9 protein-coding genes are annotated in these 12,949 nt (G+C 65.8%); 5 read left to right on the forward strand and 4 right to left on the reverse strand.

The features are described 5' to 3' along the window. Window positions 1–16: 16 nt before the first annotated feature. The 4 genes from LK12_RS20550 to LK12_RS20565 all read left to right on the forward strand — a co-directional run bounded on the left by LK12_RS20550 (window position 17) and on the right by LK12_RS20565 (window position 5,820). Window positions 17–937, forward strand: coding sequence for a LysR family transcriptional regulator (locus tag LK12_RS20550; protein ID WP_052223653.1), 921 nt, complete (start codon window positions 17–19; stop codon window positions 935–937). A gap of 79 nt (window positions 938–1,016) precedes the next feature. Continuing rightward, complete coding sequence (locus LK12_RS20555; protein ID WP_039288426.1) at window positions 1,017–1,799, forward strand: universal stress protein; 783 nt, start codon at window positions 1,017–1,019, stop codon at window positions 1,797–1,799. A gap of 527 nt (window positions 1,800–2,326) precedes the next feature. Then, window positions 2,327–4,642, forward strand: a complete 2,316-nt coding sequence (locus LK12_RS20560) for a CDC48 family AAA ATPase (protein WP_039288429.1) — start codon at window positions 2,327–2,329, stop codon at window positions 4,640–4,642. A 200-nt stretch (window positions 4,643–4,842) separates the two neighbouring features. Beyond that, on the forward strand, window positions 4,843–5,820 hold the full coding sequence (locus LK12_RS20565; RefSeq protein WP_082010668.1) for a GGDEF domain-containing protein: 978 nt from the start codon (window positions 4,843–4,845) through the stop codon (window positions 5,818–5,820). Between the two features lie 21 nt (window positions 5,821–5,841). Here LK12_RS20565 and LK12_RS20570 read toward each other — a convergent pair whose 3' ends face one another. The 3 genes from LK12_RS20570 to polA all read right to left on the reverse strand — a co-directional run bounded on the left by LK12_RS20570 (window position 5,842) and on the right by polA (window position 11,134). Beyond that, window positions 5,842–6,990 (reverse strand): mechanosensitive ion channel family protein, encoded by a 1,149-nt coding sequence (locus LK12_RS20570; RefSeq protein WP_039289614.1) that lies wholly within the window; start codon window positions 6,988–6,990, stop codon window positions 5,842–5,844. A 63-nt stretch (window positions 6,991–7,053) separates the two neighbouring features. After that, window positions 7,054–8,223, reverse strand: coding sequence for a mechanosensitive ion channel family protein (locus LK12_RS20575; protein ID WP_052223654.1), 1,170 nt, complete (start codon window positions 8,221–8,223; stop codon window positions 7,054–7,056). Window positions 8,224–8,278: 55 nt separating this feature from the next. Further along, window positions 8,279–11,134, reverse strand: coding sequence for a DNA polymerase I (gene polA / locus LK12_RS20580; RefSeq protein ID WP_039288431.1), 2,856 nt, complete (start codon window positions 11,132–11,134; stop codon window positions 8,279–8,281). Window positions 11,135–11,355: 221 nt separating this feature from the next. On the opposite strand from polA, the gene LK12_RS20585 reads away from it, so the two are divergent. Further along, on the forward strand, window positions 11,356–11,679 hold the full coding sequence (locus LK12_RS20585) for a hypothetical protein (protein ID WP_039288433.1): 324 nt from the start codon (window positions 11,356–11,358) through the stop codon (window positions 11,677–11,679). Window positions 11,680–11,829: 150 nt separating this feature from the next. Here LK12_RS20585 and bla read toward each other — a convergent pair whose 3' ends face one another. Continuing rightward, the gene (bla, locus tag LK12_RS20590) at window positions 11,830–12,819 is read right to left on the reverse strand and encodes a class A beta-lactamase (protein ID WP_039289620.1); all 990 of its coding nucleotides are present in this window, start codon (window positions 12,817–12,819) and stop codon (window positions 11,830–11,832) included. Between the last annotated feature and the right edge of the window lie 130 nt (window positions 12,820–12,949).

The raw sequence follows: 12,949 nt of genomic DNA on the forward strand, positions 1-12,949 counted from the left end.
TCCATAAGGAATAGCGATGAAACGTATCGCTCTCTTCCATCTCGAAACGCTGATGTGGATCGAGCGCCTCGGCACATTCGCAGCGGCCGCGCAGCGACTCAATACCACCCAGCCGGCAATCTCGGCGCGCGTACGCGAAATCGAGGAGCAACTGGGCGTCGCCCTGTTCCAGCGCGAGGGGCGCCGGATGGTGCTCACCGCGCGCGGAAGGCGGCTCGTCCAGGCGAGCGAGCCGCTGTGCCGGGGCCTCGAGCAGGTCCTGCTCGAAGCGAGCGACCATGCCGGCGCCACCGGCAACGTGCGGATCGGGTCGGGAGAAATCGCCGCGGCCAGTTGCCTGCCCGCCTTCATCCAGACGATCGAGCGCGAGCGGCCCGGCGTGACAATGGAGATCGAACTCGATCTCACCGCGCGCCTCTTGCAACAGTTGCTGTCCGGCACGCGCGACATCGTGTTCCTTGCCGGGCCGGTCGCCAGCCCGGGCATGCGCACCGCGCCGATCGGGTCGGTCGAGCTGGTCTGGGCCGCCGGGGCCGCGGTTGCCGAAGCGGGCGGTTTCGCAACGCCGCTGCCGGTCTGGTCGCTCCCCGACCATTCGCCGCTCCACGCGGTCACGCTCGAAACGCTGGAAAGCCAGGGCCACGTGCCGCGCGCGCTACACACCTGCAACAACGTGCGCACCCTGATCGAGATCGTTGCCAACGGGACCGGTGCAGCCGTGCTCCCCGAAACGATGGTGCGCGAACAGCTTGCCGCCGGCACCCTGCGCGAAGTGCTGCCCCGACCGCGCCAGACCGTCCACTTCGAGGCCGCTATCCGCACGCGCGAACGCGACCCCGTCATCCTCGACCTGTTCGCCCGCGCGGCCCGCCTGGAGATCGACGCCGGGCCGGCATCGGCGAAGGACAAACCGCGCAGCTACAACGAAATATCGTGACCGCACGCACGGTTGATCTTTGTCATGGCCATTGTTTCGGCAATGAGTACGTTCGACGCTTCAGAGGGAGAAACACATCATGCGCTCGATTCTCGTAAATGCCGACCGCAAACCGGGCAACGATGCCCGTATCGACACTGCGCTCGACCTCGCGCGCCGGTTCGACGGACATGTCAGCGTGCTCGTTGACACGCCGGTTACGCGTTACATCGCCATGGATCCCATGGGCGGCAGTTACGTCATTTCGGACGCACTGGAAGAAGCGCGCGGCGAGGACGATGTCGCCGCTTCCGAAATCGAAGCGCGCATGGCCCGCGACGACGTGCCGTTCGACGTCCTGCGCAGCGAAGACGACCCGGTAAGCGCGCTGGCCAATGCCGCGCGGCTTTCCGACCTCGTGATCGTCTCGCGGTCTGGCGGCCTGGCGGGTGAGCTTGCCCTCGTCTCGCGGGCCCCGGTGCTCGCATTGCCCGACAAGACGCCGCTTCCCACCCCGGTCCGCCGAGCCTGCATCGCCTGGGACGGCGGCGAGCAGGCCGCCGCCGCCTTGCGCGCCTCGGTGCCGCTGCTGCAAAGCTGCCAGATGGTCAAGGTCGTCTCGGTCATCGAAAAGCCCGGCGGCTTTCCCGCGACCGACGCGCTGCGCTATCTCTCGCGCCACGGCGTTCATGCCGAATACGAGGAGCACGAGCGCCGCGGCTCCACCGAGGAAACGCTGGCCATTGCCGTATCCCAGTCCCACGCCGAACTGTTGGTCATGGGCGCCTACGGCAAGAGCCGCATGCGCGAGTTCCTGTTCGGCGGCGTGACGGCCTATTTCCTCGACGAGGCCAACGCGCCGGCGCTGCTGCTCGCCCACTGACCAGATCGCGAATCCCGTCGGTCGCGGCACGGACCCGATTCACCGGATTCGTGCCGCGCTGCATATGGAATTGAATAGCCTCGGCATTTGCTCAGCAAGGCAAGTAAATTGCGCATTGCAGCAGTTAACGGCCTGATAATGTTCGGTGCAAACGATGGCACGGCATGAGGTCGACGCAACTTAGAGTCGAGTCAGGCTTCAGGTTGGCGGTTTTCTGCGGCCTTGAAGAAAACTGGTCGGACTAATTTGCTTCCCTGCAACACCCATTGCGTTTTTTGCAACCTATTCCGCGTCATTTCGCACTTGCACAAATCGGCCGGTGGAGGCATATAGAAAGTGCCTTTCAGGCATCCTCTCCCAAAACTTCCACGGCCCGGTCGGCAACGACCGGGCCTTTTTTCTTGCCCGTCGATCCGGCCATTTCGCGGTTTGAAATCGCGCCCGGCGATACCTAGTTCCTTTGCGCAAGGCGTCGCAGGTGCCGCGAAACGCGGGCCGTCCGGCGCACCGGCGTGGAAAGGAAAGACATGGCGGACGGGGATACCCAAGTAGAAGATCGCACGGTCAGGCTGCAGGTGGCAGCGGCTCGGCAGGAGGAAAGCGGCCAGGGCATTGCCCGATTGTCCCGCGAATCGCTTTCCAGCATCGGCGCAATGGAAGGCGACGTGCTGGAGATCACCGGCAAATCGGTGACCGTGGCGCGCGCCGTGCTCGCATTCCCAGAAGACGAAGGCCTTTCCGTCATACGCCTCGACGGTCTGCAGCGCGGCAACGCGGAAGTCGGCTCCGGCGATCACGTGACCGTGCGCAAGGGCGAATCGCGCCCCGCCCAGCGCGTCGTCTTTGCCCCCTCGCAGAAGGACATGCGCCTGCAGGGCCCGACCATCGCCCTCAAGCGCAACTTCTTCGCCCGGCCGATGGTGCAGGGCGATCTCGTCGCCACGACCGGCCAGCAGCAGGTTGCGGACATCCCGCCGCAGTTGCGCCGCATGTTCAATGCGCCGGCCTATGCGCTGACGCAGATCCGACTCAATGTCGTTTCGACCACGCCGCGCGGGATCGTCCACATCGACGAAAATACCGAAGTCGAACTGCGCGAGGTTTTCGAGGAAGCGCAGGATGCCCGCGGCGACGTCAATTACGACGACGTCGGCGGCATGAGCGATACCATCCGCCAGCTGCGCGAGATGGTGGAACTGCCGCTGCGCTATCCGGAGCTGTTCACGCGCCTCGGCGTCGCTCCGCCCAAGGGCGTGCTGCTCCACGGCCCGCCCGGAACCGGCAAGACGCGGCTTGCCCAGGCCGTCGCCAACGAGAGCGAGGCCAATTTCTTCTCGATCAACGGGCCGGAGATCATGGGCTCGGGTTACGGCGAGAGCGAAAAGGCGCTGCGCGAAGTCTTCGAGGAGGCGACCAAGGCCGCCCCCGCGATCATCTTCATCGACGAGATCGACTCCATCGCGCCCAAGCGCGACCAGGTGCACGGCGAAGCCGAAAAGCGCCTCGTTGCCCAGCTCCTCACGCTGATGGACGGCCTCAACAGCCGCGCCCACGTCGTCGTCATCGCCGCCACCAACCGGCCCGAAGCCATCGATTCGGCGCTGCGCCGTCCGGGCCGCTTCGATCGCGAGATCGTCATCGGCGTGCCCGACGAGAGCGGACGGCGCGAAATCCTGTCGATCCACACCCGCGGCATGCCGCTGGGCGACAAGGTCGACCTCAAGGAACTGGCCCGCACCACGCACGGCTTCGTCGGTGCCGACATCGCCGCCCTCTCGCGCGAGGCCGCCATCGAGGCGGTGCGCAGGATCATGCCGCAGATCGACCTCGAGGCGCGCACGATCCCGCCCGAAGTGCTCGAAAACCTCTCGGTAACGCGCGAGGACTTCATCGAGGCGCTCAAGCGCGTGCAGCCTTCCGCCATGCGCGAGGTCATGGTGCAGGTGCCGAACATCGGCTGGGCCGATATCGGCGGCCTCGACGATGCGCAGCTCAAGCTCAAGGAAGGCATCGAGCTGCCGCTGAAGAACCCGGAGTCGTTCCACAAGATCGGCATCCGTCCGGCCAAGGGCTTCCTGCTCTATGGCCCGCCCGGCACCGGCAAGACGCTGCTCGCCAAGGCCGTGGCCAAGGAAGCCGAGGCGAACTTCATCTCGATCAAGTCGTCCGACCTGCTCAGCAAGTGGTACGGCGAGAGCGAACAGCAGATCGCCCGCCTCTTCGCCCGCGCCCGGCAGGTCGCGCCCTGCGTGATCTTCATCGACGAGATCGACAGCCTCGTCCCGGCTCGCGGTTCGGGCGGCGGCATGGGCGAGCCGCAGGTCACCGCGCGCGTGGTCAACACGATTCTTGCCGAGATGGACGGCATGGAGGAACTGCAGTCGGTCGTGCTCGTCGGCGCGACCAACCGCCCCGCGCTGGTCGATCCCGCACTGCTGCGCCCCGGCCGCTTCGACGAGCTGGTCTACGTCGGCACGCCGAATACCGCCGGGCGCGAGCACATCCTGGGCATCCACACGGCCAAGATGCCGCTTGCGGAAGACGTGCAGCTCGGCACCCTGGCCGACCGCACCGAGCGCTTCACCGGCGCCGATCTGGAAGACGTGGTCCGCCGCGCCGGCCTCATCGCCATCCGCAAGCGCGGCGCCAACGTGGAAACGGTCACCATGGCCGATTTCGAGGACGCCCTCGAAGACAGCCGCGCCACGGTGACGCCGGAAATGGAAGCCGAATACGAAAAGATGAAGGGCGAGCTGAAGAAGCGCGCGATGGAAGTGACGCCGATCGGTTTCATCACCCCGGGCATGCTCGAATCCACCCGGGACCGGAAGCACGGCGACTGATAGCGCCAGGCGCGGAGCATTCCGCGATGTTCCTGCCATCGCATTCGGCAAGGTGTCGACAAAACCCGTGAGCCGAGGGGTTTCGCCCTCCCTCGGCTTGCGCTTTCGGTTGCGATATCCCAAAGAACACCGCGCAATTTAGGCACTTAATGGGCCAAATGAGGGGCGGGCTGCGGCGGCAGCCATGTGGGGGCATCGAGATGAGCAATACCGGGACCGACCTCGTCGGCGTGAAGGACTACGCGGGCGCCGATCCCGGATTCGATCCGGATGTCTACCGCACCCTGCTGGAATCCACGCTGGCAATTCCCTGGCGGATCGACTGGGCGACGATGACGTTCGCCTACATCGGTCCCCAGATCGAACCGCTGCTGGGCTGGCCCCGGGGCAGCTGGAAGACGATCGACGACTGGGCCAGCCGCATCCACGAGGAAGACCGGCAGCGCGTCGTCGACTTCTGCGTGTCGCAGTCGATGGCCGGCGTCGATCACGAAGCCGACTACCGGGCGCTGACGCGCGACAACGGCTACGTGTGGATCCGCGACGTCGTCCACGTCGTGCGCGACGAGACTGGCAAAGTGGAGAGCCTTGTCGGCTTCATGTTCGACATCACCGAGCGCAAGAAGACCGAGCAGGACCTGCTCGACATGCAGAAGCGACTGGAGACGCTGTCGTTCGAGGACGGGCTGACCGGGGCCTCCAACCGGCGCATGTTCGACAACCGGCTCGAGACCGAGTGGAAGTCCGCCTGCCGCAAGGGCACACCGCTGTCGGCAATCCTCATCGATCTCGACCACTTCAAGCAGTTCAACGACCGCTACGGCCACATTGCCGGGGACGAGTGCCTGATCCGCGTGGCCGGCGCGCTCAAGCAGGCCGGGCGGCGGCCGCGCGACGTCGTCGCCCGTTTCGGCGGCGAGGAGTTCGTCATTCTCCTGCCCGAAACCGATGCGGCCTCCGCGCTCCACCTTGCCGAATGCTGCCGCGACGCGATCGACGACCTGCAGATTCCCCACGAAGGGTCGCAGTGCAGCACATTGGTCACCGCCAGCATCGGCGTGGGCACCACGCAGCCTGCCGTGCGCACCGGCGCGCGTGACTTCCTCGCCGCCGTCGACCGCCTCCTCTATGCCGCCAAGCAGCAGGGCCGCAACCGCATCGTCGCCGCCACGGTCTGACGCGGCAGGCGTCGGGCGGGTTCAGGCGGGACGCTGATCCTCGTCGTTGGCCGGCACGCCGGACGTGACCATTTCGACCATGTCCGGACTGGGGCTGAGTTCCACCGGCGCCACCGGCAGGGTGCGACGGCGAACCAGCGCCTCGGGCATGTTGCGGCGAAGCCAGTCGAGCATGCCTTCGCGCATGGCGCAGCGCAGGTCCCACAAGTCGCCCGAATTGGCCGCGGTCATCATCAGGCGAACCTCGATCGTCTCGTTGTTCATTCCCGTGATCATGACGCTCTGCGCACGGTGGTCCCAACGCGGATCGGTGGTCACTTGCCGTTCGAACTCGGTGCGGATCGGCGCGATGTCGGTGGCGTGATCGAGATAGAGGAAGACCGTACCGGTGAGCTGCGAACTCGTTTTCGTCCAGTTCTGGAAGGTGTTCTCGAGGAACTTGTTCGACGGCACGACCAGCCGCCGTTCATCCCAGATCTTGACGATCACGTAGGTCGTGCGGATGTCCTCGATGCGGCCCCACTCGCCGTCGACGATCACCACGTCGTCGATCGAGATCGGCTCGGTGAGCGCCATCTGGAAGCCGCTGATCAGCGCCTTGAGCGCGGGCTGGGCCGCGGCACCGACAGCCAGCGCGGCAAGACCGGCGGACGCCATCAGGGTGATGCCGATCTGCCTGACCCCGGGAATGGCGAAAAGCATCAGCGCGACGGTGACGAAAACGATCACGAACGTACCGATGCGGCTGAGGATCGCCAGGCGCGTGCGGCGCCGACGGGCATTGCGGTTGTCCATCACGCTCACATCCGTGCGCAGCATCATGGCGTCGACGAAACTGTGCATCAGGGCCAGGACGATCCAGCCCAGCAGCGCCGGCATCACGAAGTCGCCCACCTTGCTCCAGGCCACGTCGAGCGCCGGCGTCTCGCGCGCGGCATAGGCAATGCCGAGGGCAACGAAGGCATAGCGCCCCGGGCGCGCCAGCCGCTTTACCAGGATGTCGTCGGTCTCGCTCTCGCTGGCGCTCGCCACCTTGCGCAGAAGGCGAAAGAGCAGGCGGTGGGCAATCAGCGCCACGGCAATGCCGACCACCGCAGCAACGACTGCGATGACGACCTGTTCGGTCCAGGCGGGAATTGCGCCGGTGTACTTTTCTATCCAATTGGCCATGGCGCCTATCGTATGGTCGCCGCGCCGATATTCAACCATAGCCGGCCACGCGACATCGGCGCATCAGCCGTTGGCGGCGGCCTGCTGGCCTCCCTCTCCGGCCGACGACCCACCGTCCATTTGCGCCATGACATCGCCGGAGACAGGCCCGATACCCTTGATATCGACCGGGCCCATCGGCAGCATGCGGCTGCGCACGATGGCTTCGGGCATCTTTTCGGCCACCCACTGGATCAGCGCCTCGCGAATGTCGCAGCGAAGGTCGAACAGCGTCGGGGAATCGCGCGCCGTCATCAGGAAACGCACCTCGATGGCATCGCGCGTCAACTCGGTGACCTGCATGTGCTTGACGCGCTTGTCCCAGCGCGCGTTGCTTTCGACCAGTTCGTAGAACTTCTGCCGGATCGGCTCGAGCCGGGTATGCGGATCGACGTAGAACATCACCGTCCCCAGCAGCTGCGAGGTGGTCTTCGTCCAGTTCTGGAAAATCTCGTCGAGGAACTTGCTGGTGGGGACGACCAGGCGGCGCTCGTCCCAGACCTTCACGACCACATAGGTGGTGCGGATTTCCTCGACCCAACCCCATTCGCCGCCGATGATGACGGCATCGCCGATGACCACCGGCTCGGTCAGGGCCATCTGGAAGCCGGCGATCAGCGACTTGAGCGCGGGCTGGGCTGCGGCGCCCACGGCCAGGCCGGCCAGGCCGGCCGAGGCCACCAGCGTCACGCCGATGTCGCGCACGCCGGGGATCGAGAGCATCATCAGGCCCACGGTGACGAAGACGATCACGAACGTGGCGATGCGCCCGAAGATCGACAGGCGCGTGCGCCGCCGCCGGTTGCGGCGGTTGTCCGCCATCGAGATGTCGTTGCGCAGGATCATCGCATCGACGAAGGCATTGAGGATCGCCACCGCCATCCAGCCGATCATGGCCGGCATCACGAGCGTGCCGATCCGCGACCACACCGCATCCAGCGCCGGCGTCTCGCGCGCAGCGAGAACCACGCCCAGCGCGATCAGCGCCCAGCGCGTCGGCCGGGCGAGACGCTTCACCACGAGATTGTCGGAATCGCTTTGGCTGGCCCGGGCAAAGCGGCGCAGCGCGCGGAACAGAATGCGATGGACGACAAGCGCCACGATCACCGCAACGGCGGCAATCACAACTGCGACGATCGTCTGCTCCAGCCAGTGGGGCAGATCGCCGGTCACCTGTCTGAGAAGGTCGACCATCCGTGTGAAACTATGCTGCAATGCAACAAGTTCCGCCAGAGCTAATTTTTCCCGATCAGTGGGCGGCGCCCCAGCTCGCCCCCGAGCCGATTTCGACACCCAGCGGGACGTCCAGTCGGACGGCGGGTAGTGCCGCCTCGGCCATCACCCGCTCGATCACCGGTGACGCCGCCGCGACGTCGCTTTCCGGCAATTCGAACACCAGTTCGTCGTGGACCTGCAGCAACATCTTCACATCGGGCAGCCCGGCCTCCGCCAGCGCGGGGCCCATGCGGGCCATGGCGCGCTTGATGATGTCCGCGCAGGTGCCCTGGATCGGCGCGTTGATCGCGGCGCGTTCGCTGCCCTGCCGCTCCGCGCCGTTCTTGGAATTGATGCGCGGGAACCAGGTCTTTCGGCCGAACAGCGTTTCCGAATAGCCGCGCTCGCGCACCTGCTCGAGCGTTTCGTGGATATAACGCTGGATGCCCGGGAACCGCTCGAAATAGCGATCGATCATCGCCTGTGCCTCGTCCGGATCGACGCCGAGACGCCCGGCCAGGCCCCATCGCGAGATACCGTAGAGGATGGCGAAGTTGATCGTCTTGGCGCGCCCGCGCGTGTCGCGGTCGACGGTGCCGAACATCTCGGTCGCGGTGCGCGCGTGGATGTCCTCGCCCTTGGCGAACGCTTCCTTGAGGCTCGGCACGTCGGCCATGTGCGCGGCAAGGCGCAGTTCGATCTGCGAATAGTCGGCCGAGAGCAGGACATTGCCCGGCTCGGCAACGAAGCACTCGCGGATCTCGCGGCCGATCTCGGTGCGGATCGGGATGTTCTGGAGGTTGGGCTCGGTCGAAGAAAGGCGCCCGGTCTGCGCGCCGACCAGCGAATAGCTGGTGTGGACGCGGCCCGTATCGGGATTGATCGCGGCCTGCAGCGCCTCGGTATAGGTCGAGCGCAGCTTGGAGAGCTGGCGCCATTCGAGGACCTTGGTAGCGACCTCCGCGCCTTCTCCCGCCAGCTTTTCCAGCACCGCCTGATCGGTGGAATACTGGCCGGACTTGCCCTTGCGTCCGCCCTTGTAGCCCATCTTGTCGAAAAGGATCTCGCCCAGCTGCTTGGGGCTGCCGATGGTGAATTCCTGCCCGCAGCAGGTGTAGATCTCCTGCTCGAGGGCGCCGAGCGCCTCGGCGAACTGGCTGGACAGGTGCGCCAGCCGGTCGCGGTCGACCTTGATGCCGTGCCGCTCCATCTGCGCGACGACGGGGATCAGCGGGCGGTCGACCCGCTCGTATATCCGGGTGCCGCCCTCCTCGCTAAGCCGCGGCTTGAGCACCGAATGCAGGCGCCAGGTCACGTCCGCATCCTCGGCCGCGTATTCGGTCGCGCGGTCGAGCGGGACTTCGCCGAAGGGGATCGCCTTCTTGCCGGTGCCGCAGATCTCCTTGAAGGTCAGCGTCGTGTGGCCGAGATGGCGTTCGGACAGCTCGTCCATGCCGTGTCCGCCGCCAATGCCGTCCATCGACCGGCCGGCATCGAGATCGAAGCTGACGATCATCGTGTCGTCGATCGGCGCCACTTCAATGCCATGACGGGCCAGCACGTTGAGGTCGTACTTGATGTTCTGGCCGACCTTGAGCACCGCATCGCTTTCCAGCAGCGGCTTGAGCCTTGCCAGCGCGTTGTCCAGCGCCACCTGCTCGGGCTTTTCGGCGAACATGTCGGTGCCGCCGTGGCTGAGCGGAATGTAGCAGGCCTGATTGGGGCCCACGGCCATGGAAATACCGGCCAGATCGGCGCGCATTGCATCGAGCGCCGAAGTCTCGGTATCGATGGCGACCATCCGGGCCTGGGCGGCGCGGGCGATCCACTGGTCCAGCGCGGCCTCGGTCGTGATGCATTCATAAGCCGAGCGGTCCACCGCCGGCATGTCGGGCAGGGGCTGGCGCGATGCGCCCTCGCTCGGGCCGGCTGCGGCCGTGACCGGCTTGGCGGGGTTGAGCTGGGTCGTGTTGGCGGGGCTGCCGGTGCCGGTCTCCAGCCGCTTGAGCAGGCTGGTGAAGCCGTGCTTGCCCAGAAAGGCGGCCAGCGGCTCCGGCGGGATCGCATCGAGCTTGAATGCGTCGATGTCCAGCGGAAGGTTGCAGTCCTCCTTGAGCGTGACCAGCACCTTGGAAAGGCGCGCCTGTTCGGCCTGTTCGATCAGCCGTTCCTGCAGCTTCGATTTCTTCATCGCCGGCGCGGCGGCGAGCGCGGTTTCGAGGTCCCCGTGCTCCTGGATCAGCTTGGTCGCGGTCTTGGGGCCGACGCCGTAGACGCCGGGCACGTTATCGACCGAGTCTCCCATCAGCGCCAGCACGTCGCCCACCTTTTCGGGCGGAACGCCGAACTTCTCGATCACTTCGGGAATGTCGATACGCTGGTTCTTCATCGTATCGAGCATGTCGATGCAGCCGCCCTCGACGCCGTCGTGCGGCTCGGCGCACTTGCCGACCAGCTGCATCAGGTCCTTGTCGGACGAGACGATGGTGACGTCCCAGCCGCGCCGCGTCGCCTCGCGGGCGTAGGAAGCGATCAGGTCGTCGGCCTCGAAGCCCTGCTCCTCGATGCAGGGCAACGAAAAGGCGCGGGTCGCGTCGCGGATGAGCGGGAACTGGGGAACGAGGTCCTCGGGTGGCGGCGGTCGGTTGGCCTTGTAGTCCTCGTAGATCTCGTTGCGGAAGGATTCGCTGCCGGCATCGAGGATCACTGCCAGATGCGTGGGCCCGTCGGCCTTGTTGAGATCCTCGGCCAGCTTCCACAGCATCGTCGTATAGCCGTAGACGGCCCCCACGGGGGTCCCTTCCGGGTCCGTCAGCGGCGGCAGGCGGTGATAGGCGCGGAAGATGTAGGCCGAACCGTCGACGAGGTAGAGATGCTGCTTGGGCTCCATGGCGAAAGCCCTAGCAGCGCCGGACCGCGTCGTCAGCAGGCGAGTGCGCTGCAAACTTTTGCATCGGCCGGGAACCCGCAGCCATCCACTGCGTTGGGGCCGCTATGCTTGAAACGCTGCGCCGTCGTGATTACTCCTCTGCCACAGCCCGCCATCAGGCTGGACAATCGACGCGGCGTTTCGCCGAAAGATCACATCCGCAAACGAGGGAAAACTGAAAGATGCGCAAGATCCTTATCGCTACCGCCGCCATTGGCGCCATTTCGCTGGCCGCATGCTCGGAACAGACCCAGGATACCACCGAAGCCGCCGCTTCCTCGGCCGCCGATGACATGGGCGATTACGCCAGCGATGCCGGCGACGCGATGGATAACGCGGGCGATGCCATGGCCGGTGCGGCCAACGACGCTGCCAATGCCGCCGACGACGCTGCCAACAACGCCGCCGACGCTGCCGCCAACGCAGCGGACGCCGCCGAAAATGCCGCGAACGACGCCGCCAACGAAATGGCCGACCACACCGACAGCAATCCCAACACCAACTGAGCCTGACCGGTTCGGGATCTTCGCGGTCCCGAACCAGCCGGCCCGCCCGATCCGATCGGGCATGACAAAAGCGCCCCGAAACGGATTCGGGGCGCTTTTCCTATTGGTTCGTCCTGCCAAGCCGTGCGGATGAATGAACCGCCGCGGCGTTTACCGCGAGGCCGTGCGGAAGTTGCGGCCTTCCGATTCATAGCCATCGTACAAGGTGCGGGCGATGCGGGCGATGCGGGCCTCGCGCGCGGGGCGGCTGCCCTGGCCGGTGACGTAGATGGCCACGGCGAAGACGCGGCCGTCGGCCGTCTCGACAATGCCGATATCGCTCGAGGTGTTATGCAGCGAGCCTGTCTTGTGCAGGAGCTGGACGTCGTCGGGAAGGCCTGCGCGGATGCGGCGCTTGCCGGTCACGCAGCGGCTCATCGTATCGAGCAGGATCTTGCGGCTCGAAGGGCTCAGCCACTTGCCCTGGTAAAGCCCGCTCAGCAGCTTGACCATCGCCATCGGCGTCGCGCTGTCGCGCTTGTCGATCACCTGCGCGGGATCGATCGCCCCGTCGTCACGCACCAGCGTGGCGATGTCGCGGTCGATGTGCCAGTCCTCGATCCCGGCACGGCGAACCCACTCGTTGACGGCCGAAGGACCGCCGACGACCTTGAGCAGGGCATCGGTCGCATAGTTGTTGGAACGGGTAAGCATCAGTTCCATCAGCCGCTCGGCCGACATGTACGCGCCCGGACGAACCGGGGCGACGGGGGTCGAGAACGGCGCAGAACTTACCGGAATCATCAGCGGAAATTCGCTCGTCAGGCTCCACTTGCCCTTGTCCACCCCTTCCAGGAAGGTGGCGGCGATGGCGACCTTGCTGGTGCTCGCCATGGGGAAGCGCTGATCGCCCAGCACGTCGAGTTCGCGTCCCGTGGCAAGGTCGATGGCCGCAACGCCGATACGTCCCTGCGAGGCCTCCGCGACCGACGCGAGCTGCTGGCCCAGCGGCGTGGAATAGGTGCGCGGTCCGCGCAGCTCGGTACCGAAAAGCGAATCGAATGTGTTCTGGACCTCGACCACCTGCTGCGTGGGCTGCGCCACGGGGGTGATCTGCTCTGCTTGTGCGGGCGCGCACGTCAGCGCCGCTGCGGCCGACATGGCCATCAGTCCGATGAAGCGTTTGGTGCCGGTCCGGCACCGCGTGAAGAGGTTAGCTGCCCCGGTCATGCAGTCCCCGTTTTAGATTTGTCCGTTTTCCGGGAGGTTAACGCGGCGGTCACAAAATTCC

It is taken from the genome of Novosphingobium malaysiense (genome assembly GCF_000802225.1).
Lineage (GTDB): Bacteria > Pseudomonadota > Alphaproteobacteria > Sphingomonadales > Sphingomonadaceae > Novosphingobium > Novosphingobium malaysiense.